This is a genomic window from Alcaligenes sp. MMA (genome assembly GCF_020907215.1).
GTDB classification, from domain to species: domain Bacteria; phylum Pseudomonadota; class Gammaproteobacteria; order Burkholderiales; family Burkholderiaceae_B; genus Alcaligenes; species Alcaligenes aquatilis.
The window spans coordinates 673984-698935 of sequence record NZ_JAJJPP010000002.1 but is presented as its reverse complement, the minus strand read 5'-3'; the positions used below and the strand labels follow the sequence as shown (position 1 = coordinate 698935).

The following is a 24952-nucleotide window of genomic DNA, read 5'->3' as shown; positions in this document are numbered from 1 at the left end:
GCATGAAAATCGCCCTGCTGTTTTCCGGGCAAGGCATGCAATACGCAGACATGCTGCCCTGGATAAATCCAACAAATCCTTTGTTACTGCAAATGCAGGAGCAATTGCACGTCCCCGATTGGCGCGCTGCCATGCTCGACGCCAATTGGGCCAGCACCAATGCACATGCCCAAGTTGTGCTGACCGCTTGCGCACTGGCCGCCTGGCAGCAATTGCAGGAGCAAGTCCCTGCCCTGCAATCCTCCAGTCAATCTTTGGCCGCCGTGGCGGGCTACAGCATTGGCGAGCTGGCAGCCGCTTGTGTCGCCGGGGTTTTATCTGTCAGCGATACCGTCACCCTAGCCGGACAAAGAGCCGCCTTGATGGACCAGGCCGGAGCCGGGCAAGACAGCAGCATGCTGGCGATAAGCGGTGTTTCAATTCGGACGATTGAACAATGGTGCCAAGCACAGGGCGCCGCCTTGGCCATACGCAATGGCCCCGATAGTGCGGTGTGTGCGGGCCCGCGTGACAAGCTCTGTGCCCTGGAAAAGTTTGCTCAAGAACAAGGGGCTCGTTGCACACCCTTGTCCGTGAATATTGCGTCCCATACCCATTGGATGAGCAGCGCGGCTCACGCCTTTCAGGAGCAACTGAATCAAAGCGCACTGGCTGCCCCGAACGTGCCGTGGCCCACCAATGCCGGAGTGTGGGTGCATAATGCCACTACCGCTGCCCAGGCCTTATCGGCGCAAATAATGCAAACTGTGCAATGGGATTCCTGCATGGAGCAGATTGAAGAACGACAGCCTAATGTGGTGCTGGAAATTGGTCCGGGCCGTAGCCTGGCGAGCATGTGGAATCAACGCTATCCCGAGATTCCCGCACGCAGTGTAGACGAGTTCCAAGCCCTGGAGGGTTTGCAACGCTGGCTGTCACGCTGGGCGGGATAAATGCAGCGCGACATCGTGCGCTGGACATGCATCATCCCTGATCAGGATTCAACACTCGGGCCGCCGTAATCGGCCAGTACCTAAGCGACAGAGGGTGCCAGCAGCGCTCAATAGCGGCCCTGTGAAGCCATGCACAAGAGAAAGAGAACAAAAGAAGGACCTGACGCCGTTTTCAGATCCACATCAGGCAGACTTCTGCCCTTCTTTTTCCATCTGCGTGCGTACGATCCGGCAGGCCCGTAACAAGCTCAACACATTCGGGCTACGCTCGCGCGACTTCATACACACCAGACCGATGCGCTGTAAATGTCGATACGGCGGCTCCAGACTGAACCACTGAATCTTGTCAGAGAAAACCTCTTTGGCACGGGCTGGCAAAAGGGAACACCCCACCCCGCCGCTGACCAGGCTCATCAAAGAAAAGATGTCTCCGGTGCGCATCACAATATCGGCATCGAACCCGGCTTTGGCCAACATGCGCTGCATGTCCCGGCCAGTCGCAAAATCGTCGGTCAGCGACACAAAGCGCTCCTGGGAGCAACGCTCCAGATTCACCACGGACGAGTCCGAACCTTGCCAATCCACAGGGGCGGCAAACATCAGCTCATCATGAAAAACAGGCAGCATTTCCAGGTCATCAGGCTGCTTTTGAGGCAACTCGATCAAGGCGGCATCAATATGACCGCCCCGCAGCTTTTGCAGCAGCTTCTCGTTGGAATCCAACACCAGATCAATCTGCATGGCAGGCTTGTGGACCTTAAGCTCTACCAAAAGGCGTGGCACCAAACGTATTGTTAGCGAATACATGGAGCCAATGCGCAGTTGATCCGACGAATAGCCCCCGGCTTCACGGGCTGCGTCAATACCATGCTGTAAGGTACGGATGGTTTCCTTGGCGGCCTCGGCCAGCTCACGTGCCGACTCTTGTGGCACCAGGTGGCGCCCTTCCTGCAAGAACAAGGGGCAGCGCAAACCTTCTTCCAGACTCTTTAATGCCCGATGCACACTGACCGCACTGGTGCCCAACTGTTCTGCGGCACGGGCAATGGTGCCAGCTTCCAGAAAAGCCAGCAACACTTCCAAGCGTCGTACCGTGATTTTTTCGTCGATCAGAAACATCGTGGGGGTGGGAAGAAAAACAGCGCTAAGGCCACCAGTATGGAGCAAGCCTGACATCAATCCAATTCAGGCTAACCCCAAAAAAAATGCCCCAAGCCGCTAACAACACGGCTTGGGACATTTTTTCTTTATCTCAGACTTAGCTGAGTCAAAAGCCCGAATGATGTGCTTGCAGACCTGACATCCAAGCCCGAAGCCAACAGGATCACGCGGCCTTTTTCTCCGCACCCGATTGCACGATTTCTCGCACAGGAACCGGAGTCTGCAAACCAGCCTGATTCAATACCTGAACCGCACGGCGGAACAGATCAAAACGGGCATCCCAGAAATCAGCAGAACTGATCCAGGCACGCAGGTTTACCGTAATCACGCTGTCCTTGTACTCCATGACCATCACCACCGGGGCCGGGTCCTTGAGCACCTGCGGATGTTCATTCAACAAGTCCTGCAACAGCTTGATAGCCAGATCCAGATCATCGCCATAACGCACGCCCACACCAAAGTCCAAACGACGCGTCGCATTGCGGCTGTAGTTGATGATGGGGTTACCCCAGATCAGGCTGTTAGGCAATGTGAATTGAATGCCATCCACTTGTTCAAAACGGGTCAGGAACAACCCCACTTCCTGCACGGTACCGTCGCCTTTACCGACTACCGACACAAACTCGCCGGCACGCAAAGGACGCAGCATCAGCAACATGATGCCGGCGGCAATATTTTGCAGTGTGTTCTGCAAGGCCAGACCAACGGCCAAACCAGCAGCACCCAACACCGCAATAATGCTGGCGGTCTGTACGCCAAAACGCGCCAGTACGGCGATCAGCACAAAGACACGAATTGTCCAAACCGTCACAGACTGGGCCATAGGCACAATCGTGGGGTCCACTCGGGGAGAGCGGGCTGCCATCCGCTTGATGGCACGACCGGCAACGGCAGACAGCCACCAGCCAATGATCAGAATCAACAAAGCGATCACGACATTAAGCGCAATCGCGACAACGGCGGGAAACTCTGTCATCCAGGTTTGCAATTTTTCCACGTTTCAATCTCCTCAATTAAAAGGCAAAGCACCGAAGGGACTGGCCGCTAAGGGTAAACATTGCTAGTGCGCATCATAGCCTTGGGGGGGACATGAACCCAAGTGGACTAAGCTTTCCAGCTTATCCCCGAAAACTGTGGATAGCTCATAGGAAAAACTGGGCAAATCAGGAAAACTTCCAGTAGTATCAGCGGCTTAAAAACGGCGAACAGAAATCAACCAAATCCGGAAACAGCGCCCCGCTTATCCCCATAAAATGTGGACAAGTCACAGGATAAACCGTGAATCAATGAACTTATTTCAATATAATCAATCGCTTACACGAAGCGATCAGAGAATCGACAATTCTTTACCATTTTTTTCCTTGGGCAAGCACCGGTTTGTTGAAAACCGGCTTATCCACAAAAGATGTGCATAATAATAGGGAAAACCCCTGTATTAGCAAAAAATAGGCTTATAAAACAATCCCCTAAGTAGCCAGGTCAGGGATTCACCAATTCGCTCATCATCGGGCCGGTACGCGCCACAAGGATGCCAACCAATGTTGCTCTTGCGCTGGCCTGTCTGTAGGGCGATAAAAGTGCTTGATATATTCAAAGCCCGCTTGCTCCAGACGCTCTGACCACTGCTCCCAACTGTAGTAACAACCGTAGCGCTGACCATTCCAACCTTCCTGTCCCTGACCGCGCGGATTGGAGGAAAACAGCACCCCGCCTGGTCGCAGGCTGTGCCGCAAGGCCGTCAGCACGGCGGACAGCTCCGCACTGGGTATGTGGAATAACACGGCGTTGGCAAACACGCCATCAAACGCAGCAGCAGGCAAGTTCAAATCCAGGAAATCCTGATGCAAAACAGTCAGGCCGGTTTGCTGACGAGCCATTTCCACAAAGGCGGCACAACCATCCAGACCAACAGGGCGATGGCCCATTGCCTGAAACGCCACCAGATCCCGCCCCGGCCCACAGCCCAGATCCAGAATATCCACAGGCCCCGGCAAACCGATCGCCGCCAGCAAGGCGTCGCGATTCTGACTGACGTCATGGTCCCACGTGCCGTCCCGATAGGCCTGCGCATGATCCTGGTAATGATTGACGGTGCGACGACTGGTTTCTTTCATCTGAACATCCTTGCCCAAGCTATGGGTTTACTTGACGCTGCCTAACGATGGATCGACTATATCCCGAGTCCAATTTGAATCCGATGCCATGAAGCCAAGCTATCCGCTCTCCGTCCTAGACCTATCCCCTATTGTTCAGGGCTCCACCCCGGCCCAGTCCTTTCGCTGTTCGGCGGATATTGCCCGTCATGCCGAGCAATGGGGCTACCACCGTTACTGGCTGGCCGAACACCACGGCATGCCCGGTATTGCCAGTGCAGCCACTTCGGTCCTGATCGGGCACATTGCCGGTCAAACCAGCCGCATTCGTGTGGGCGCAGGTGGCATCATGTTGCCTAACCACTCTCCTCTGGTGATTGCCGAGCAGTTTGGAACACTGGCCTGTCTGTACCCTGGCCGTATCGATTTGGGCCTGGGCCGTGCCCCTGGCTCCGACCCCGAAACCGCCCGCGCCTTGCGCCGCAATCTGAACAGCGACCCGGACCAGTTTCCACGCGATGTACTGGAGCTGATGGACTATATGTCCGACGAACCGCGCAACCGCATCATGGCCGTGCCCGGTCGTGGTCTGAATGTGCCGGTCTGGATTCTGGGCTCCAGCCTCTTTGGTGCTCAACTGGCTGCCGCGCTAGGCTTGCCCTATGCCTTTGCTTCGCATTTTGCGCCTGCTCAGTTGATGGATGCTATTGAGGTTTACCGCCGTCAGTTCCAGCCCTCCGTGCATCTGGAAAAACCGTACGTCATGCTGGGCTACAACGTCTTTGCCGCCGATACGCAAGACGAGGCCAAGCTACTGGCCTCCTCCTGGCAACAGTCTTTTGTGAACCTGCGCAGCGGTCGCCCCGGCCAACTGCCCCCACCCGTGCGCGATTACTACGAGCAATGCAGCCCACCGGCCCAGCACCTGCTGGACTCCCTGCTCAGCTGTACAGCCATTGGCAATCCGGAGCAAGTGCTTGAACAGATGAAAGGGTTCATTCAGCTAACGGGCGCCAACGAACTGATGCTGAACGCCAATATTTTTGATCACAACAAGCGCTTGCGCTCCTACGAGATTGCCGCCCAGTTGCGCGGCAGTCTGATATGAACCCACGCCACCTTCAAGAAACCGCACTGCGCTACTTCCAGGAAGTCGCGCGTTGTGGCTCTATCTCGCAGGCGGCCAGCAATCTGCATGTGGCTACCTCGGCCATCAGCCGTCAGATCAGCGGGCTGGAAGAAAACCTGGGCATGGCCTTATTCGAGCGCCATGCCCGTGGCATGAACCTGACCGCGGCGGGCGAATTGCTGCTGGCCCATGCCCGCCGCAGCGCCATGGATGCCGAGCGCACCTTGCACGATATTGCCGCTTTGCAAGGGCTGCAAACCGGCCTGATCCGCATTGCCTCCTCGGAAGGTTTAGCCGCCCAACTGCTGCCCCAGTGCATCGCGCAGTTTCGTGAAAAACACCCAGGCATACGCTTTTTGCTGGACGTGCTGCCACCACAGCGGATCAGCATGCTGCTGTTAAGCGGCCAGATAGATATCGGCATCAAATTTACCCAGACGGCTGAAAAAGACATCAAGACCTTGTTCCGCCGCGATGCCCCGGTAATGGCTCTGGCTGTTCCCGGCCACCCCGTCACCCGCACCGAACGCATCAGCCTGAAAAGCCTCTTGGCCCACCCCCTGGCCTTGCCCGGTCCGGACACCACGGTGCGGCAAATGATGGACGTGGCCTGCAGCGCACAAAATCTGAGCCTGGACCCGGTATTCAGCAGCAATCACATGCAATCCCTGCATCAATTTGCATTGTCCGGCGCAGGCGTAACCGTGTCGGCCCTGCTGTCAGCCCGTCACCTGATTGAGCAAGGTTTGCTGCAAGCCAGTTTCATCCATGAACGCGGCTTACTGAACCGCCAAATCGAAGTACAGGCCCTGGCTGGCCGCCGCTTGCCCTCTATTGTTCGCCGCTTTCTGGACGAGTTGCTGCCGCAGCTTGAAGTCGACCCGCAGGCTTTGCCAAAATAGCAACGCTGACCTGCTTATTTGTTGCTGGTTCGGCATCATCGCCTTTTCTATCATCTCTTGATTGAGGAGAGAGCCATGACAACACCCAGCAACACTGCAAGCACCGCACACCCCCCTTCGATCCACCGCCCCTGGCGACGTCTTGCCCAAACCCTGTTGGGTGCCATTCTGGCCGTCAGCAGCGTGCCGGCGGCCCATGCCAGCGATTGGCCTGATCGTCCCATTCGCCTGATCGTCCCCTTTCCCACTGGTGGTGCCACTGACGTCATCAGCCGGTTGATTGCCGAAAGCGCTGCCAAAGCGATGAACACCAACATCATCGTGGACAACCGCACGGGCGCAGGCGGCACCATTGGTTCAGCCGAAGTAGCCCGCAGCAAACCCGATGGCTACACCCTCCTGTTCACCACCAGCAGTACCCACGCAATTGCGCCACATCTGTACAAGTCTCTACCCTACGATGCAGACAAAGACTTCACCCCCATCGCCCACTTGGGTGATGCCGCCAGTGTCTTGCTGGTGAACCCGTCCGTCCCCGCACAAACCCTGCCGGAACTGATTGAGTACACCCGTGCCCATCCCGATGAGTTGAACTACGCCAGCAGTGGCAATGGCACCATCGTGCACCTGGGCACTGAGGCCTTTTTGAATCAGGCCGATATCGTCATGTCGCACGTTCCTTACCGGGGGACCGGTCAGGCCATTAACGATATGCTGGGCGGCTCGATCCATGTTTTACTGGACGCCATCCCCACCGGAATGCCGTATGTAAACAGCGGCCAATTGCGCGCCCTGGCGGTGACCGGCCCACAACGCTCGCCGCTGGCCCCCGATTTACCCACTTTTCAAGAGTCCGGCCTGCCGGGCTATGAATCAGTGACCTGGTTTGGTCTGTACGCACCCGCAGGCCTGCCCGATGAGATCCGTGATAAAGCTTATGAGGCTTTCACCCATGCCACTCAGGACCCCAACGTACGCTCACGCCTGCAAGCATTGGGCGTGGACCTGCCCCGCAGCACCAGCCAGGAAGAGTTTGTCTCTTTGGTTCGCGAGGACAGCGCACGTTGGCAAGGCCTGATCCAACTGACTGGAATACAGATTCAATGAACAAGACTGACACCTGTATGGACTGGAACAACCCCTACCCGTCCGCCCGTTCTGCGGTACTTGGCCAAAACATGGTCAGCACCTCCCACCCTTTAGCCGCACAAGCGGGCTTGCGCATGCTGCAAGCCGGTGGCAATGCAGTTGACGCAGCGTTGGCTGCTGCCATTGCCTTGACGGTCGTTGAACCCACGGGTTGTGGCATAGGCAGTGATGCCTTTGCTATCGTTTGGGATGGCAAAGAGTTACATGGCTTGAACGCTTCCGGGCGCTCGCCTCGTGGCTGGTCGCCGGATCGATTCAAAGGCCTCGCGACTGTCCCCGACAAGGGCTGGGAAAGCGTGTCCGTTCCCGGTGCCGTCTCTGCCTGGGCCGAGCTGTCCAGCAAGCTGGGCCGTCTGAGTCTGGAGCAAGTTGCCGCCCCCGCCATTCATTACGCCCGAGAAGGTTTTCCAGTCTCGCCGGTTATTGCACGCTTGTGGGAACTGGGCCGTCAGCGCCTGGGCGATCAGCCCGGTTTTGCGGACGCTTTTTTACGCGATGGCAAAGCACCTGTGGCTGGCCAGTGGTACCAGAATCAAGACCAGGCCAATACGCTGGAACGTATCGCCGCCACCCAGGGCCAGGACTTCTATACGGGTGAACTGGCCAAGCGCATTGCCGACTTCTCCCGCCTGCATGGCGGTGCCATGGACGAACAGGATCTGGCCGAACATCGTGCCAACTGGTGTGGCACCATCAGCCATCCTTTTGCCCAATCGGTCATTCATGAAATCCCCCCCAATGGTCAGGGTCTGGCGGCCTTGATGGCACTGGGCATCATGGAGCAGGCCGGCGTCGGTCAGCAACCGCTCGATCATATCGACACGGTGCACCTAAGCATTGAAGCCATGAAGCTGGCTTTTGCCGATCTGTACGAGCACCACGCCGATCTGGAGCACATGATTCATCAGCCCGAGCATCTGCTGGACCCGGCTTATCTGCGCGAGCGCGCTGCCCTGATTCAAAGGGACAAGGCTGGTGACCCCAAGCACGGCCTGCCCGGTCCTTCGGGCACGGTCTATGTCACCGCGGCCGATTCCAGCGGCATGATGGTGTCCCTGATCCAGTCCAACTATATGGGTTTTGGTTCCGGGGTGGTGGTCCCCGGCACCGGCATCAGTATGCAGAACCGTGGCCATGGCTTTACCCTGCGTCCCGGCCATGTGAATGAAGTGGCCGGTGGCAAGCGCCCCTCTCACACCATCATTCCTGCCTTTGCCATGAATGCCGATGGCACGCCGCAAATGTCGTTTGGTGTGATGGGTGGCCCCTTCCAGTCTCAAGGCCATATGCAAATGGCGCTGCGTGTTCTGCTGTACGGCCAGAACCCGCAAGCTGCTGCCGATGCGCCACGCTGGCGTGTAACAGGTGGCCGTGGCGTGGCGGTAGAACCTAGCTTTGACCCCGCTCTGGTGCAGGCCCTGCGCGAGCGTGGTCATGAAGTCGTCGTTGAACCCGGCAGCGGTGTGTTCGCTTTTGGCGGGGCACAACTGATTCTGCGCCAGGGCAATCATTACGTGGGCGGCTCCGACCCACGTAAAGACGGGCAGGTGGTGGCTTACTAAGCCTGCTTGCCTTCCAGAGATGATTGCCTCTGCTTCGGGCCTAGATTTAGTGATCCGGGCCCAAATGCCTCTTAGTCGCCCTGACTTGTTCGATAAACAATTCGTCCGAGCAGCGGCGTTGGCGTACCCATCCTTTCAGCCTCCCCGAACGCTAGGCGCCGGACACTACGCAGCCCGTGCTCTGACAAAGAAGATTGCGTGGCATCTGCCCTGCTCGCTGCCCAAACGTACACCGTGGTCAATATCTGACACCTCCACGACACAAAGACTGTGTTTTTATCAGGTTTTCTTCAGCCAGGCAGAATGACTGCTGTACCATCAAAAATGGCCGCTTCATCCCCCGGGAGCGGTTTTCTATTTGTCTAAACGGCCCTGTCATCCTTGAGGCCGTCCGCTGGAGCCCATTCGGTGCTGTCATTTTTTGAACGTCGATTAAACCCCTACCCCGAACAACACGTCGCCCCTCCCCCAACAGGTTTTTTCCCCTTCATTTGGGCCTGTACGAAAAATTCGCGTGGCTGGATTGGCTTGATGACCGTGACCTCGATTGGCCTGTCAGCCTACGAAGCCATGCTGTTTGCCCTGCTCAGCTATATCGTGGACTGGCTGCCCTCGATTGAACCTGCCCAGTTCTGGAGCCAGCAAGGTGGCACCCTGTTGACGATTGCCGCTGTTTTACTGAGCAGCGTGGCCCTGATCAGCCTGCATACGCTGGTCATGCACCAGGTGCTGGCCATCAACTTTCCCATGCGTCTGCGCTGGCTGTTTCACAAACTGATGCTGAACCAGAGCATGTCTTTTTACGCCGACGAGTTTGCCGGTCGTATCACCACCAAAATCATGCAAACCGCTCTGGCGGTACGCGAGACCCTGTTCATGGCTGTGGAAGTGGTTGTGGGCATGAGCGCCTACCTGATCGGTATTCTGATCCTGGCCGGCAGCTTTGACCGTTTGCTGATTCTGCCCTTTCTGTTCTGGCTGCTGGGCTACGCATTAGCCTGCGTCTACTTTGTGCCCCGTCTGGGCAAAGTCGGGGCGGAGCAGGCCGATGCCCGCGCCTTGATGACAGGCCGCATTACCGACGCCTACACCAATATCAATACCGTCAAGCTGTTTGCCCACACGCGTCGTGAAGCAGATCACGCCAAGAACGCAATGCGCCGTTTCCAGGAAACTGGCCACGCCCAGATGCGCCTGATCAGCCTGTTTGAAGTGACCAACCACGTCCTGGCCACAGTCTTGCTGATCAGCTCGGCGGGCCTGGCCTTGTATTTGTGGTCGATTGATCAATCCACTGCCGGTGTCGTGGCGGCCGTCATTGCCATGGCATTACGGCTGTCGGGCCATTCCCATTGGCTGATGTGGGAGCTGACCAACCTGTTCGAGAACGTGGGTACGATTCAGGACGGCATCAACACCTTGACGCAAAAACCCACCGTGGTGGATGCACCCGATGCCAAGCCCCTGCAAATCGAGCAAGGCCGTATCGAGTTTCAGGACGTCAGCTTTGCTTACCGCGATAAAAGCCGTCAGGTTATCGACAAACTCAATCTGGTGATCAAACCGGGCGAACGTGTTGGCCTGATTGGCCGTTCAGGCGCGGGCAAATCCACGCTGGTCAATCTGCTGCTGCGTTTCCATGATGTCGATAGCGGCACCATCCGCATTGATGGCCAGGACATTGCCCATGTCACGCAAGACAGTTTGCGTGCTGCCATTGGCATGGTGACGCAGGATACCTCCCTGCTGCACCGTTCCATGCGCGATAACATTCTGTATGGCCGCCCCGATGCCAACGACGAGTTGCTGCATATGGCGGTAGAGCGTGCCGCCGCTGCCGACTTCATCCCGCAACTGCACGACCGCCAGGGCCGTGAAGGTCTGGACGCGCATGTGGGCGAACGTGGTGTGAAACTGTCCGGCGGACAGCGTCAGCGTGTGGCCATTGCCCGCGTCATGCTGAAAGATGCCCCCATCCTGTTACTGGATGAAGCCACCAGCGCACTGGACTCCGAAGTCGAAGCCGCCATTCAGGAAAGCCTGAACACCCTGATGCAAGGCAAGACAGTGATCGCCATTGCCCACCGCCTGTCCACCATTGCGGCACTGGACCGCTTGATTGTGCTGGATCAGGGCCGCATCATCGAGCAAGGCAGCCACCAGCAATTGCTGGAAAAAGGCGGGTTGTATGCCCGTTTGTGGGCTCGTCAAAGCGGCGGATTCCTGGGAGAGACCGGCAAACAAGATGTCTAAGCCGGTGTCACTTGCTTGCAAAAAATACTGACGTTACGCTTTTGTCCCATTAGAATCTCGAAAGATCAAACTTCGCCGTGCTTGCGGCGAAGTTTTTTTTCAACTTATTGAGCCATACGAAGAAAAAAATCATGTTTTTAGTCTTCCCCGATTCCGCCGCCATTGCGACACACCTGAGCGCCCGTCTTCAGGACATTATTCGTCAGGATCCACAAGCGACGCTGGGTCTGGCAACCGGGGGGACCATGGAACCCATTTACGCCCGTTTCGTGCAGGACGTGCGTGACAATGCGCTGGATGTGTCCAAGATCAATAGCTTCAATCTGGACGAGTATGTCGGTTTATCTGCTGAGCACGAGCAAAGCTACGCCTACTACATGCACCAGCACCTGTTCAGCCAATTGCCTTTTGATGCCGCGCGCCTACACTTGCCCAATGGCCTGACCAAAGAACTGGAACAGCACTGCCAGGACTACTCTGCGGCGATTGCTGCCAGCGGTGGTGTCGCCTTGCAACTGCTGGGCGTGGGCACCAACGGCCACATTGGCTTTAACGAACCGGGTACCCCTTTTGACAGCCGCACGCATGTGGTGGCCCTGTCCGAGCGCACCCGTATCGACAACAGCCGCTTTTTTGACTCCATGGACGAAGTGCCAGCATCGGCCATCACCATGGGGATTGCCGATATTCTGAGCGCCCGTGAAATTGCCCTGGTGGTCACCGGCGAGCACAAGGCTCGCACCATGCTCAATTATCAGGAAGGCGGTATCACGCCCGAGCTGCCGTTCACTGCCTTGAAGCAGCACGCCAACACCCACATCCTGCTGGACGAGGCCGCTGCCAGCCTGCTAGACCCCAGCCTGTGCCACCGTCCCCTGATCAGCCAGGCCGCCTGAACCGGCTTGCCAGCCCCCGCCCAGCGCTCTGAACAGCGCCGCGCGGGACTGCAAACGCGACTGCATCAAGCTGACGCGCACATCCTGAGCGGCGTACAAGGTACGCTGCGCATCCAATAAAGACAGCAAGGTTTCCGAGCCGGAGCGATAACGTGCTTCGGCCAGTTGAAACGCTAGCCTGGCTTGCTCCCACTCCAGTTCCATGATCTGCGCCTGAGCATCCAGGCTATGCAGTTGCGCCAGCACGCCTTCCACATCCATATAGGCCTGCACAATGGTCTGACGATACTGCACCAGCCACTCCTGCAAACGGGCGTCGCTCAAATCCTTGCCCGCCTCCAGACGACCCGCATTGAAGATAGGAGCCACCAGTCCACTGATCAGGCTGTAGACCGGATGGCGCAAGCTTTCTTCCCAATGATTGCCCGATGCCCCTGCCCGCGCCCCCAGAGTCAGGCTGGGATACAGGGCAGCGCGCGCCACCCGCACATCGGCATGCGCCGCTGACAATTGGGCCTCGATGCGCGCAATGTCAGGACGTTGCGAAAGCAATTGTGAAGGCAAGCCTGCCTCCAGCTCCGGCACCTGCAAACTGGCAATATCTTCCTGCGGTTCAGGCATGATTTCAGTACGGCCCAACAAGGTCGCCAACTCCACCCGCGTGCGCATGGCCTGCTCTTCAAGCACAAACAGTTTGCGCTGTTGCGAAGCCAGCAATTGACGTTGCTGTGCCAGCTCCAAAGGCGAAGCCGCCCCCGCCTGCAAGCGGGCCTCCAGCAAACTCAACAAGCGTTGTGCAACGGCCAGGTTTTGACGGGCAATGGCGACCCGCTGTTTATCACCCAGAGCCTGCAAGCTTAAATGCACCACCTGCGCCTGCACACTGACACGCAGCACGTCCAGCTCGTAATTCGCCGCCTGAGCCAGGAACACGGCGCTGTCGGCCTGAGCACGATGGCGCCCCCACACATCCAGCTCGTAGCTCATGAATACACCGGCCACATATTGCGAGCGAGAGTCTCCATGCGAGGAAGAAAACGGCGCATCTCTTTGCACAGACAGATTGCCCTGCAATTCCGGCAGCAAACTGGCTCCGGCAATGCGTGCCTGGGCCTGCGCCTGCAAGATCCGAGCCTGAGCCTGACGTAGCACCGCCACATCCTTCAAGGCTTCCTGCATCAGACTGTTCAAAGCGGGACTGTTATAGGCGCGCCACCACTGCGGCTCCACCTGGGCCAGAACCGGCTCAGAAGCCACCTTGCCTTGTTGCTGATAAGCCTGGGGCAGCGTCGGTGCTGTCTTGTCCAGATCAGAGGACAAGGAACTGCACGCTTGCAGCACCAGCGTGCTCATGGCCCCTGCTATCCATCGGTACTGAGCCATGCTTACTCCCCCGCCAAAGCCTGGACAGGGTCCAGCGCGGCCGCCGTCCGTGCGGGCATATAGCCAAAAACCATGCCCGTCACCACGGCGCAGCCAAAGGCGCCCAAAGCAGCCCGCAAGGAAAACACCACATCCACCCCTCCAAAAATCAAACCAATACCTACCACAGCCCCCACCAGCACACCCAGGCAACCACCTGTGATCGTCAACAACACCGCCTCGGTCAGAAACTGGCGCATGATGTCGCTTTGTCGCGCTCCCGTGGCCATACGTATGCCAATTTCCCGCGTGCGCTCACGCACTGTCATCAACATCACGTTCATGACGCCAATACCGCCCACCACCAAAGACACGGCGGCAATCAGGCCCAGCATCATGCTCATGGCCTGACGCGTGGACGCCTCGGCCTGCAAGCGAGCCGCCGCATTGCCGATTGAAAAGTCCTCGCGCCCACCGTGACGTTGTGTCAGCAACTGGCGCATGTCCTGCTCCGCTTCCAGAACGGTCGCGCTGTCCCGCGCATCAATCACCACATAATCGGGTTGCGTCTGAGCCTGATACACACGAGCACGCGCCGCGTGGTAAGGCACAAACACCATATCGTCATAATCCTGTGCGCCTGAGTCGGCACCGCGCTCCTGCATCACCCCGATCACCTCAAAAGGCGAATTACCGATCAGGAGCTGCTGCCCCAAAGGCACATCCCTATCGGGGAAGAAATGCTTGGCGGCACGATGTCCCAGCACAACCAGAGGGGCCAGATCCCGGTCCTCGGCATCGGTGTAGTAACGGCCTTGTGCCAACTGCCAGCGGTGAATATCCGGCATGGTTTCATTGGCGGCAAACACATACACCTGCCGGTCCACACGGCCCCTGCGCACCGTAATGGGATCACCGATCACCGGCATCACACGCCGTATCAGGGGCAGTTCACCGACCGCCTCCAAATCGTCCTCGGTCAGTTGTCCTTTGGGCAAACCATTAGGAGGCGAGGAACTGCTCAAGTACATGATGGTGGTGCCCATCGTGCCCATCTGATCCATCACCCGCTGACGCGCGCCCTCGCCCACGGCCAGCATGACAATGACCGAGGCCACCCCAATAATCACCCCCAGCAAGGTCAAGGCGGTGCGATGCCGGTTGATCAGCATGCTGCGCAAGGCACTACGTGCCGCATCCTTGATTTCCGAGAGCCAGGGCGAGCGGCGATGCGCCGACTCCGTCAAAGGCGGCTTGGCCCTTGTTTCCTGGGCCGCATCGGGGCGGCTATCGGACAAGATGCAGCCATCACGAATCTCGATCACCCGGTCCGCCATCGCAGCCACTTGATGATCGTGCGTAATCAGAATGATCGTGTGCCCGGAATCCGACAGCTCGCGCAACAAAGCCATGACTTCCGCACCGCTACGTGAGTCCAGCGCACCCGTGGGCTCGTCGGCCAGAATGACTCGGCCACCGTTCATCAAGGCACGGGCAATGGACACGCGCTGCTGCTGACCGCCAGACAACTGATTTGGGCGATTGTCCAGCTTGTCCGCCAGTCCCAGACTGCTGAGTAATTCTGCGGCACGTGCAGCACGCGCGTCCTCGTCCAGGCCCGCATAAATGGCGGGCATCTGCACGTTTTCACTGGCCGTTTCGGTAGGTATCAGGTGATAGCCCTGAAACACAAAACCAAAGGTCTCCCGACGCAAGGCAGCCAGCTCATCCGCGCTTAACTGTGCAACATCCCGGCCTTGGAACAGATAAGTGCCGCTGCTGGGTTTGTCCAGACAACCGAGCAGGTTCATCAAAGTCGACTTGCCCGATCCCGACGCCCCCACAATCGCCACAAACTCGCCCGGCTCAATACTCAGGCTGACATCGAACAAAACCTGCACAGCCGGTTTGGTGCTGGGCGGGCCACCATAGATACGGCAGATGTCGCGCAGCTCAATCAAAGACGGTGCAGCCCCTACCATTGCAACCACCGCCAGCCACGCTCAGCCGCCACCACGGCCAGCACCACCTGCTCACCCTTGGTCACCCCATCCAGAACCTGCACCTGGTGTCGATTGCGCACCCCCAGGCTGACCGGTTTTTCCTGCAGCTTGCCTTGCTCCAGCACAGGCACCTTGAAGGCATCGGGACCGCGCTGCGGGTCAGGGCGCAAGGCCGCCAAGGGCACCAGCAAAGCCTGATCGGCACGATCAATTTCAAACAGCACCTGCGCGGTCATCTGCGGCATCAACGCGCCGTCTTTATTGTCCACATCAAACAGCACCGTATACATGATGGCCTTGGTGGCGCTCGGGGTGGCTGCGGCGGTTTCTTCCTGCGCGCTGCCCTCGGGCGCCGGCAGGACCTGCCGCACCGTAGCCTGCCATTGACGCGCCTGTGTCTCGCCCTGCTCACCCAAGGTTGTAAAGGTCACGGCCATACCCGGTTTGATACGGCGGATATCCGCCTCGGACACGCTGGTCCACACCGTCATGGTGCCCAAATCGGCAATACGCAAAATAGTGGGGGTTTGATAAGTGGCATTCAGTGTTTGCCCTTCACGCGCCTGTACACCAATAACGGTGCCACTCATGGGTGCGTAAATGCGCGTGTAGCCCAATCGGACCTCGTCCGCTTTCAGCGTGGCCTGAGTCTGCTCCATCTGCGCTTGCACATGGGCAACACGAGCCTGAGCCGTCGCCAGATTTGCCTGGGCAATTTGTATATCCTCCTGACGGCTGGCCTGCTGGCGTTCCAATTGACGCTGACGAGTCAACTGCTGGCGCGCCAGTACAAGCTGCGCCTGCTGCTCGGCCAACTGAGCGCGATACGCCGCCAACGACGCGCGGCCTGCATCGACCGAGGCCTGTTGCACACTGGGGTCAATTTCCACCAGCAACTGGCCCTGCTCAAGCTGATCGCCCGGCGCAACCGGCAAAGCCGTAATCTGCCCCGACACCTGTGCCCCGACGTCCACATAGCGACTGGGCTTCAAGGTTCCCACCGCCGCAACGGTCGCGCGTATATCGCCTTGCTCTACGGCTACCGTTTCAAATTGCTCTGACGAGCGCCCGGCCTGTGCGGCCAGCGCCCCCAATACCAGCACCGCCACCAGGGCGAACGCCCAGCGACGCTTCACTGCTTTGGACTTCATACATAATCCCGTGGATCTACACCCGCCCGGCTCATGGCGGGCAGGTGATCAAAAAACAATAGTGGTCAAAAAGAAAGGGGCTTGCTCACCCCAACACTGGCTCAACGCTGCTTAACAACGGGCCTAGGGCCCTGGCAAAACGGCGCAACAGGGGGGCAAGGAAAGAGATCCTTTTTCAGGCCTTCCCTATAAAGACGTTTGAGAGCCCATTTTCCGGACATTTATTTTGTAAAAGTTATCGCGGCAGGCTTGGACGAACCGATATAAGGCCGAATCGGATTAGCGGAGAATCGCATTACCTCATTGTCAGGAAAAACCAGGCAGTAAAAAGCTGGCAGGGGAGAACCTCCCCTGCCCCGTCCTTAAAACTCGGCGGACATACTCAACATGAAGGTGCGTGGCTGCGATAAGACCAGATAGCCATTATTGGGATAACCGCCTACCGAAGCCCAATACGTCGTATCGGCGACATTCTCGACACTGGCCCTGAACGTCATCGGCACACCGGAGATCTTGCGCTGGTAGCTGGCCCCCAGGTCCCAGCGTACCCAGCCTGGCACACGGATTGCATTGGCCGAATCCGCGTAACGGGCACCAGTGGCCAATAGCTGTGTATCCAGCGACAAGCCCGTCACCTGCGGCACATCCCAGGTCAAACCCAGACTGCCTTGCCAGCGCGGCACGCCAATCACTCGCTGGCCTTCGCTAAGCGGATCACCCGTGTTTTTCTGCTTGGTGTCCAGGGCAGTCACACCACCGAGAATGCGCAAGGAATCGGTCAACTGACCGTAAAAGCTTAACTCCAGCCCGTTATGGCGGTCCTTGCCCGCTTCCACAAAACGCAGATCGTCATTGACCACGCCACGCGGTTTGGTCGTGGTAAAGAAAGTTAGCCCGCCGCCCAGAGAACCGTTGTCGTACTTGATCCCCAGCTCTTTTTGCTTGGCCACAAAGGCCGACAAGCGCTGCCCGGCGTTTTGAACCGGCTGGTTATTAAAGCGAGTCGGTGCCAGATCACCTTGTGCCAGGCTTTCCGTGTAGTTGCCGTACAAGGCCCATTCATCCGTCAGCTTGAAAACCACACCCGCTGCAGGGCTGGTATGTTGCTGACGGTCTTTGCGCTGCAAGGCTTGGGTGCCGTAGTCATAGCTGCGCGTTTCCATAATTTGATGGCGCAAGCCCAGCATCACTTCCAACCGATCATCCCAGAGGTACATCAAATCACCCAGGGTATAACTGGTCAATTTGGTGCGCCCTACCAACGCCGGAGACCCCAGATCACCACCTGTAAAGGCGATGGGCGACAAGGCCTGGTTCACGGGATCATAAAGATTGCTGTCCTGCTTGCTGCCCATGGCCCAGGCGTTTTTCTCCTTGTGGTCATACAAGGAGGCGGCGGCCACCAGTTCATGCAGCACAGGCCCGGTTTCAAAACGGGCCCGCAAACCCAATTCGCCTGTTTTCACATCATCGCGTCGGGAATTGTTGAAACGTGAGAAAGTGGTTTTGCCAGATACCGCATCCGTGACCGTCTGAGTCGCAAGCTGATTATCTTCCTTGCCATGTTTCATGCCATAGGCAGCCCACAGGGTAATGGAATCATTCAGATCATATTCCCCGCGTAGGGTGCCGAAAACGGTTTCCTCATTGGAGTACGTCCAGGGTTGAGCGAAGTTACGCTTATGTGAAGGCAAGTCCGGCAAGGCGGACAGGCCCGCCTTTAACGCCACATTAGGCCGGACTTCACGCAGCTTATGCTCCTGATAGCCCAGATCCGCCGACAACCGTACGCGCTCACCACGCCAATCCATCCCCACTGTGTACAGATCCAGACGGGTATGTTCATTGTCGACAGCCGTATCGCCACTACGCCTGATGGCATTGACGCGAATACCGGCCGCATCATCGGCAAAACGGCGCGACATATCCACCTTGATCTGGCTTTGCCCGCCACTGCCATAACCCACACCAAGCTTGGTCAGCGGGTTCTCACCGGCACGTTTGGGCAGCACGTTAATCGTGCCGCCAACACCACCGCCAGAGGGCGCGGCACCATACAGAAACCCCCCTGCTCCATGCAGCACTTCAATGCGCTCGGCCAGTTCCGCAGCCGTCGCTTGTCGGGGCAGCAGTCCAAACAGGCCGTTGTAGGCAATATCATCGGAAGCCGTCAAAAAGCCCCGGATGAAAAAACTTTCCTGGAAGTTGCCAAAACCACGGGCCACACCCACAGAAGGATCATGGCGCACCACATCGGCTACCGTGGACGCCTGCAGTTGCTCGATATAGCGGCTGGTATAGCTATTGACGCTAAAGGGCGAGTCCATATTGTCCAGGGAACCCAGTATCCCAACCCGGCCTCCGCTGGCGACCTGGCCGCCAGCATACTCCGGCAGCAAACCCTGACGCGACGCATCGGCACTGGCATTGACGGTAATGGTGGACAACTCCTGCGTCTGGGCACGATTGACATTGTCTTGGGCCTGAGCCTGAACATGAAGCGCAAACAAGGACAAGACCAAGGTGCGTCCCAGGCAAGGTTTGAATAAAGAAGTCATCACGATTACCTATCAACCCTTGATGTTCTTCAGATCAATGCGCACCACACTTTCACGCTTGCTGGCCTTGTACTGCGGGGTAGAAGGCGCCTTAACGGTTACGTACAACTGGCTGTCCGGACCCAGTTCCAGGCTGTTGGGGTTATCAGGCAAGTTGTATTGCGCCTTGACCGCATAGCTGGCGCCATCCAACACGGATACCTTGCCTTGCTCACGATGCGTCAAGTACAACTCATCACGATCGGCGTTGTACAAGATATCCATCGCGTCGCCCACCGGCAGTGTCTGCAGCAATTTGCCGTCTCGGGCATCCAGCACATACACGGTTTTCTGGTCCTTGGTCTCTGTCACATAGAGACGATTGCGGCTGGAGTCCAGCGCAAAATTCAAGAGCAAGGCGGGTTTGACGCCCGCCGGTTTCCAGCGCTGTTCAATCTGATTGGTTTGGGTATTCACCACCATCACCTCACCATCACCATTGGCGGCATACAGACGATGCGAGGCCGAATCTACCAAGAGCCCCGTGACCCATTTGCCAGCGTTTTCAATGGTATCGATCAGTTCCAGAGTGCGATCATCCAACACCCAGATCACGGCAGGCGCGCCTACGGCTCCCACATAGATACGACCTTGCTGAGGATCGTGACGAATCGTGCGCGGACCCATTTTGGTGTCATCAAAACTCTTATTGTTGAAGTGGACGCGCTCTATGTTTCCGTCCTCCTTTAGCCCTACTTTGGAGACGGCAGCAGCCAGACTATTGGTCACGTACAACGTATCGCCCGAGGCGTTCCTTGCCAGGCCGAAATTGCTCTGGTCGGTATACATGGTCCCCTTCACATCCAGAGTGATGGGGTCCAGCTTATAGATCACGCCGCCACGAACCGACGGCGCCCGCTCTGCCGAGGCCACATACAAGGAATTATCAAAGGGGCTGTAAACCGCTTGATAAATCCCGTAGGCCAGATCCTTGCGCAAGGCTCCTTCTGCCGTAATCGAGGTTTTTTGTGCCAGCTCCGGCGTCAAGGGCAGCGAGACAAGCTCTGACGGCTGGGCGTGAGCAAGCGATCCGGCACTGAGCAAAGCGGCAGACAAGACAGACAAAGCAAGACAACGTGTGAACATGGGCATATCCTGTTTTCGAAATAGAAGTGATTATCATTTCTATTATTGCATTAAGCACCTCTATGCTCAAAACCGGGATATCCCTGCTCCGTAAGGGGAAACACGCGGGACTAAATCAGCCGCTTCCCTCCCCCCCGCTTGACTGCCCTCGCTACAATATCGACTCAGCCGCCTTCTGGGCGGCCTTGTTGTTGAATTCCCTGACCTGTAACTGTGCTATGACTTCTGCTGCCGATCTGTCCGCCCACACGCCCATGATGCGTCAATACCTTCAGCTCAAAGCGGAGGCCGGCTCGCATCTGCTGTTCTATCGGATGGGGGACTTCTATGAGATGTTCTACGCCGATGCCGAGCGCGGCGCGCGCCTGCTAAACCTGACACTGACCAAGCGCGGGTCCTCCAACGGCGAGCCCATCCCGATGGCAGGTGTGCCTTTTCATGCCATGGAAGGGTATCTGGCGCGTTTAGTCGCTTTGGGCGAATCCGTCGCCATCTGTGAGCAAGTCGGTGACCCGGCTACCAGCAAAGGACCGGTCGAGCGCAAGATCATGCGCGTAGTCACCCCCGGCACGCTGACCGATGATGCCTTGCTGCCTCCCAAGGCAGATCGCCTGATCGCCGCATGCACGCTCATCAAAGTACAACGCCAGGAAATGGTCGGACTGGCCTGGATGAACCTGGCCAGTGGCGAGTTTCTGGTCAGCCAGTGCGAGCCGGACATGCTGGACACGGAACTGAACCGTATCGGCCCCGTCGAGCTGGTCTACCCCGAATCGCTGCGCCCTGCCCCGGAACTGCCGCAAGCCAGTTGCCACACCTTGCCGGACTGGCACTTTGCTCAAGACGGTTCACGCGAAACCCTGCTGGACCATTTCGATCTGGACTCTTTGGCCAGCTTTGGTCTGGACGATCTGCCTGCGGCTACGGCAGCAGCCGGAGCCTTGCTGCGTTATGTCGGCAGCACGCAATCCCAATCCCTGGTTCACATCACGGCTATCCGTGTTCAGCATAGTTCGGACTTTCTGGTGCTGGATGCGGTCACGCGCAAGAATCTGGAAATTACCGAAACCATTAGCGGTGAAACCAGCACGACGCTGTTCTCTACGCTGGATCATTGCCAGACCCCCATGGGCAGCCGTTTGCTGCGTCGCTGGCTGCACCATCCCTTGCGTCTGAACCACGCCGTCCAGCAACGTCAGGATGTGGTGTCCCTATTTTTCCAAACCCAGCAAAGCGCCAGCTTGAATGCAGGCGATCCTTTGGGTGTGCTGCGCCATGCCCTGCGTCGTTTTCCAGACCTGGAGCGTATTGCCACGCGTATTTCCTTACGCAGCGTGCGTCCACGGGAACTGGCCAGTTTGCGCGATGCGCTGGCAACGCTACCCGAGCTGCGTCAGGAACTAGAACACAACTTTGCTCAGTCTGAACATTTGTATGGGCATTTGTTAAACCTGGCGCTGGACCCAGAGCTGGCCTCTTTGCTGCAGGCCGCTATCGCCCCCGAGCCTGCCTTGCTCGTACGGGATGGGGGTGTCATTGCCGATGGCTACGATGCCGACCTGGACGAATTGCGCAGCTTGGCCAGCGACAGCGGCGATGTGTTGGTCAAGATCGAAGCCCGGGAGCGCGAGCGTACCGGCATCGCCACCCTACGCGTCGAATACAACCGTGTGCATGGTTTCTTTATTGAGGTCAGCCGGGGTCAGGCCGACAAAGTCCCCGACGATTACCGCCGCCGCCAGACACTAAAAAATGCCGAACGCTTCATCACACCTGAGCTAAAAGAATGGGAGGACAAAGTCCTGTCCGCCAAGGATCGCAGCCTGAGCCGCGAGAAGTTCCTGTTCGATCAATTGCTGGACAAGCTGCAAAGCTACGCGGGTCCCTTGGCCCTGTGCTCCAGCGCCCTGGCGGAACTGGATACCCTGTCCTCACTGGCGCTGCATGCACTAGACAATAACTGGGTCGCCCCCGAACTAAGCGAGCAAGCTGGCATCTGGATCGAAGCGGGTCGTCATCCCGTGGTGGAACACAGTATCGAGCGCTTCACACCCAACCATTGTGAGATGCATGCACAACGCCGCATGTTGCTGATTACCGGCCCGAATATGGGTGGTAAGTCCACCTATATGCGACAGGTTGCCTTGATTGCCTTATTGGCCCGCATCGGTAGCTTTGTGCCGGCCAACACAGCCCGCATTGGTCAGATCGATCGCATCTTTACCCGTATCGGCGCGGCTGATGACCTGGCCGGTGGCCGCTCCACCTTCATGATGGAAATGACCGAAGCGGCCGCGATTCTGGCCGGCGCCACCCCCTACAGCCTGGTGCTGATGGATGAGATTGGCCGTGGGACATCCACCTACGATGGTCTGGCCCTGGCCTGGTCCATCGCGCATCGCCTGCTCAGCCACAATCAGGCATTGACCTTATTTGCCACGCACTACTTTGAAATCACGCGTTTGCCTAACGAATTGCCTGCGGCTGCCAATGTGCATCTGGCCGCCGCAGAATCGGCTTCGGGCATTGTGTTCCTGCACGAAGTTCAGGAAGGTCCGGCCAGTCGCAGTTACGGGATTCAGGTTGCGCAACGTGCCGGTATCCCCTCTGCGGTCATCCGTCAGGCCAGCCGTGAACTGAGCCGTCTGGAAGCACAAAATGATCCTAGTGCACAACTGGATCTGTTCAATGCAGGTAGTGCGCCTGAAGCCACGGCGACAGAGTCTGACCCGATCACGGAACAGGCACTGGAACTGCTGGATCAGTTCAAGCAACTGGATGTGGATGACTTGAGCGCACGCGATGCCCTGGATCTGCTGTATCGCTGGAAAAAAGAGATGAAATCCGCTGGGTAGACAAAGCCTAGGGAGCCTGGGCGGCTCCCTTTTCAGGCCGTTCTTTCAGCCTGCTCTCTGGATGCCAATCTGACGACCTTTGCTTGCTCTGTGTCATTGACACCAAAGACCCCACGGCATCAGCAAAAGTCTAGCCAGTCTACCTACCAGGCCCCTAGGGAGAAACCTGAGCATCGGCGTACCTGTCTAGATTGCCTGATTGCCTGATTGCCTGATTGCCAATCATCCCTGCCCAAACGCGAACACAGCATTTTGTCCCCATTTTTCTGCTTTCTTTGCGCTATACACGTCTTATCAGCTGACTGCGCCCAAGCCGTGACAGGCCGGATCAGTTAAGCTACGGGCTAATTTAATTCTTGTTCGGGCAGTCCATGACTATCGATCAGCCATTGACCCTTTTGGGCGGCATCAGCGCGCATGAGTTCATGCAAACCTACTGGCAACGCAAACCGTTATTGATACGCGGCGCCATCCCTAATTTCAAGCACTCGCTGAGCATAGACAATATCCGCGAGCTGGTAACGCGCGAAGAAGTCGAGTCGCGCCTGATCATCCATGACGGCGACGACTGGGAAATGGAAACCGGGCCGTTTGACGAGCTGCCGCCAGCCTCGCAGCCCAACTGGACCGCCCTGGCACAAAGCGTAGATCTGCACGACGACAATACCGCTGCCCTGATGCGTCAGTTCCGCTTCATTGGCGATGCCCGTCTGGACGACGCCATGATCAGTATTGCCTCTGACGGCGGTGGCGTAGGCCCGCACTTCGACAGCTACGACGTGTTCTTGCTGCAAGCCCACGGCAAGCGTCACTGGCGCATCAGCCAGCAAAAAGACTTGAGTCTGGTGCCTGATCTGCCCTTGAAGATTTTGCGCAATTTTCAGGTAGAGGAAGAGTTCACCCTGGAACCCGGCGATATGCTGTATCTGCCCCCGCACGTAGCACATGACGGGATTGCGATTGGCGACTGCATGACGATTTCCATCGGCTTTCGCTCGCCCACCCAGGCAACGCTGGCTCGGGGTTTAATGGATGCCGCCTCAGATCAACTGGCCGCCGCCAGTGGTGAAGGCTTTGGTCTGTATGCCGACCCGCCAATACCCATGCCCGAGTCCATGCAACAGCGCTACACCGACCCGGACGCACAGGCCAGCACCACACCTGCCGCCTTGCCGGAAAACCTGATTCAAAAGTCGCTGGATGCCTTGAATGCCATTCGTTTTGATGAGGCACTGGCCTCTCGCTTCCTGGGTGTCTGGCTGACCGAATTGCCCAGCAATAGCTGGTTCGACATTGCCGAAGATCCGGTTGATTTGCACGACCCCGACTTGCCCGAAGGCCGCTTGGCGTTGGACCGCTGCTCGCGCATGATGTACCGAGGCGATGAGCTGTATATCAATGGTGAAGTGGCCCCCTGCCCGGCCAGCCCGGCGCTGAAATTGTTGGCTGACCAGCGTCAGCTCTCAATCCCCGGCGAGCATTTTGAAGCCCTGGATGAAGACGAACGTGAAATGCTCAATGCCTGGCTGGACGACGGCTGGCTGCAATTCAAGGAAAACTGAGCACCGAGCCACTAACTCTGGCGAGTTCAGCAAAAAAGCGAGGCAGCCTGCAAGCTGCCCCGCTTTCTTATTTCTAGCCCGCCAAGAATCAAAAGTCCGATATATTTGTTGGTTGAGGTTGCGGTTGCGGTTGCGGTTGCGGTTGCGGTTGCGGTTGCGGTTGCGGTTGCGGTTGCGGCAGCATTATTCACGCCGTGCAGCAATAAAAAGTACTATCATGAAAAACGCGATTCACAAGACGAGCAACTCGTCATAAAGC

General features: G+C 57.6%; 17 protein-coding genes. 9 read left to right on the top strand and 8 right to left on the bottom strand.

What is annotated here, in order from left to right; all coding sequences use genetic code 11:
• Positions 1–2 precede the first annotated feature (2 nt).
• On the top strand, positions 3–932 hold the full coding sequence (locus LNA76_RS11665; protein ID WP_230019117.1) for an acyltransferase domain-containing protein: 930 nt from the start codon (positions 3–5) through the stop codon (positions 930–932).
• 183 nt (positions 933–1115) lie between these two features.
• On the opposite strand, the gene LNA76_RS11660 is transcribed toward LNA76_RS11665, so the two are convergent.
• The 3 genes from LNA76_RS11660 to LNA76_RS11650 form a co-directional block, all read right to left on the bottom strand.
• Positions 1116–2108: a LysR substrate-binding domain-containing protein gene (locus LNA76_RS11660; protein ID WP_321278235.1), complete on the bottom strand. Its 993-nt coding sequence runs from the start codon at positions 2106–2108 to the stop codon at positions 1116–1118.
• A 148-nt stretch (positions 2109–2256) separates the two neighbouring features.
• Positions 2257–3069 (bottom strand): mechanosensitive ion channel family protein, encoded by an 813-nt coding sequence (locus tag LNA76_RS11655; RefSeq protein ID WP_162496942.1) that lies wholly within the window; start codon positions 3067–3069, stop codon positions 2257–2259.
• Between the two features lie 526 nt (positions 3070–3595).
• A complete protein-coding gene (locus tag LNA76_RS11650; RefSeq protein WP_108727959.1) occupies positions 3596–4207 on the bottom strand; it encodes a class I SAM-dependent methyltransferase in 612 nt (203 codons plus the stop codon).
• 88 nt (positions 4208–4295) lie between these two features.
• Here LNA76_RS11650 and LNA76_RS11645 point away from each other — a divergent pair, with 88 nt between their 5' ends.
• The 6 genes from LNA76_RS11645 to LNA76_RS11620 all read left to right on the top strand — a co-directional run bounded on the left by LNA76_RS11645 (position 4296) and on the right by LNA76_RS11620 (position 12077).
• The gene (locus LNA76_RS11645) at positions 4296–5294 is read left to right on the top strand and encodes an LLM class flavin-dependent oxidoreductase (RefSeq protein WP_121738377.1); all 999 of its coding nucleotides are present in this window, start codon (positions 4296–4298) and stop codon (positions 5292–5294) included.
• Positions 5291–6217, top strand: coding sequence for a LysR substrate-binding domain-containing protein (locus LNA76_RS11640; protein WP_094195882.1), 927 nt, complete (start codon positions 5291–5293; stop codon positions 6215–6217). Before LNA76_RS11645 ends, LNA76_RS11640 begins: the two co-directional genes overlap by 4 nt.
• A 75-nt stretch (positions 6218–6292) precedes the next feature.
• Positions 6293–7324: a Bug family tripartite tricarboxylate transporter substrate binding protein gene (locus LNA76_RS11635; RefSeq protein WP_125276983.1), complete on the top strand. Its 1032-nt coding sequence runs from the start codon at positions 6293–6295 to the stop codon at positions 7322–7324.
• Complete coding sequence (locus tag LNA76_RS11630) at positions 7321–8928, top strand: gamma-glutamyltransferase family protein (RefSeq protein WP_230019116.1); 1608 nt, start codon at positions 7321–7323, stop codon at positions 8926–8928. Before LNA76_RS11635 ends, LNA76_RS11630 begins: the two co-directional genes overlap by 4 nt.
• Positions 8929–9336: 408 nt before the next feature.
• Positions 9337–11181 (top strand): ABC transporter ATP-binding protein, encoded by a 1845-nt coding sequence (locus tag LNA76_RS11625; protein WP_094195879.1) that lies wholly within the window; start codon positions 9337–9339, stop codon positions 11179–11181.
• 131 nt (positions 11182–11312) lie between these two features.
• Positions 11313–12077, top strand: a complete 765-nt coding sequence (locus LNA76_RS11620) for a glucosamine-6-phosphate deaminase (RefSeq protein ID WP_094195878.1) — start codon at positions 11313–11315, stop codon at positions 12075–12077.
• Here the strand turns inward: LNA76_RS11620 and LNA76_RS11615 are convergent.
• The 5 genes from LNA76_RS11615 to LNA76_RS11595 form a co-directional block, all read right to left on the bottom strand.
• A complete protein-coding gene (locus tag LNA76_RS11615; protein ID WP_230019115.1) occupies positions 12030–13460 on the bottom strand; it encodes an efflux transporter outer membrane subunit in 1431 nt (476 codons plus the stop codon). The two genes, LNA76_RS11620 and LNA76_RS11615, sit on opposite strands and share 48 nt — an antisense overlap.
• A 2-nt stretch (positions 13461–13462) precedes the next feature.
• Positions 13463–15421, bottom strand: a complete 1959-nt coding sequence (locus LNA76_RS11610; RefSeq protein ID WP_230019114.1) for an ABC transporter permease — start codon at positions 15419–15421, stop codon at positions 13463–13465.
• Entirely contained in the window at positions 15415–16593 is a 1179-nt protein-coding gene (locus LNA76_RS11605) for an efflux RND transporter periplasmic adaptor subunit (RefSeq protein ID WP_230019113.1), read from the bottom strand. Before LNA76_RS11605 ends, LNA76_RS11610 begins: the two co-directional genes overlap by 7 nt.
• 362 nt (positions 16594–16955) lie before the next feature.
• On the bottom strand, positions 16956–19151 hold the full coding sequence (locus tag LNA76_RS11600; protein ID WP_230019112.1) for a TonB-dependent receptor: 2196 nt from the start codon (positions 19149–19151) through the stop codon (positions 16956–16958).
• A 12-nt stretch (positions 19152–19163) separates the two neighbouring features.
• Positions 19164–20276, bottom strand: coding sequence for a YncE family protein (locus LNA76_RS11595; protein WP_230019111.1), 1113 nt, complete (start codon positions 20274–20276; stop codon positions 19164–19166).
• Positions 20277–20494: 218 nt separating this feature from the next.
• Here LNA76_RS11595 and mutS point away from each other — a divergent pair, with 218 nt between their 5' ends.
• Both mutS and LNA76_RS11585 read left to right on the top strand, forming a co-directional pair.
• Positions 20495–23131 (top strand): DNA mismatch repair protein MutS, encoded by a 2637-nt coding sequence (gene mutS / locus LNA76_RS11590; protein ID WP_230019110.1) that lies wholly within the window; start codon positions 20495–20497, stop codon positions 23129–23131.
• A gap of 371 nt (positions 23132–23502) precedes the next feature.
• Positions 23503–24693 (top strand): JmjC domain-containing protein, encoded by a 1191-nt coding sequence (locus LNA76_RS11585; RefSeq protein ID WP_230019109.1) that lies wholly within the window; start codon positions 23503–23505, stop codon positions 24691–24693.
• Positions 24694–24952: the final 259 nt, after the last annotated feature.

Coding starts and splice junctions, on each gene's coding strand:
- LNA76_RS11655 (WP_162496942.1), bottom strand. CDS start 3,069: ATGACAGAGTTTCCCGCCGTTGTCGCGATTGCGCTTAATGTCGTGATC.
- LNA76_RS11640 (WP_094195882.1), top strand. CDS start 5,291: ATGAACCCACGCCACCTTCAAGAAACCGCACTGCGCTACTTCCAGGAA.
- LNA76_RS11585 (WP_230019109.1), top strand. CDS start 23,503: ATGACTATCGATCAGCCATTGACCCTTTTGGGCGGCATCAGCGCGCAT.
- LNA76_RS11660 (WP_321278235.1), bottom strand. CDS start 2,108: ATGTCAGGCTTGCTCCATACTGGTGGCCTTAGCGCTGTTTTTCTTCCC.
- LNA76_RS11610 (WP_230019114.1), bottom strand. CDS start 15,421: ATGGTAGGGGCTGCACCGTCTTTGATTGAGCTGCGCGACATCTGCCGT.
- LNA76_RS11630 (WP_230019116.1), top strand. CDS start 7,321: ATGAACAAGACTGACACCTGTATGGACTGGAACAACCCCTACCCGTCC.
- LNA76_RS11600 (WP_230019112.1), bottom strand. CDS start 19,151: ATGACTTCTTTATTCAAACCTTGCCTGGGACGCACCTTGGTCTTGTCC.
- LNA76_RS11645 (WP_121738377.1), top strand. CDS start 4,296: ATGAAGCCAAGCTATCCGCTCTCCGTCCTAGACCTATCCCCTATTGTT.
- LNA76_RS11665 (WP_230019117.1), top strand. CDS start 3: ATGAAAATCGCCCTGCTGTTTTCCGGGCAAGGCATGCAATACGCAGAC.
- LNA76_RS11620 (WP_094195878.1), top strand. CDS start 11,313: ATGTTTTTAGTCTTCCCCGATTCCGCCGCCATTGCGACACACCTGAGC.
- LNA76_RS11635 (WP_125276983.1), top strand. CDS start 6,293: ATGACAACACCCAGCAACACTGCAAGCACCGCACACCCCCCTTCGATC.
- LNA76_RS11595 (WP_230019111.1), bottom strand. CDS start 20,276: ATGTTCACACGTTGTCTTGCTTTGTCTGTCTTGTCTGCCGCTTTGCTC.
- LNA76_RS11605 (WP_230019113.1), bottom strand. CDS start 16,593: ATGAAGTCCAAAGCAGTGAAGCGTCGCTGGGCGTTCGCCCTGGTGGCG.
- mutS (WP_230019110.1), top strand. CDS start 20,495: ATGACTTCTGCTGCCGATCTGTCCGCCCACACGCCCATGATGCGTCAA.
- LNA76_RS11650 (WP_108727959.1), bottom strand. CDS start 4,207: ATGAAAGAAACCAGTCGTCGCACCGTCAATCATTACCAGGATCATGCG.
- LNA76_RS11615 (WP_230019115.1), bottom strand. CDS start 13,460: ATGGCTCAGTACCGATGGATAGCAGGGGCCATGAGCACGCTGGTGCTG.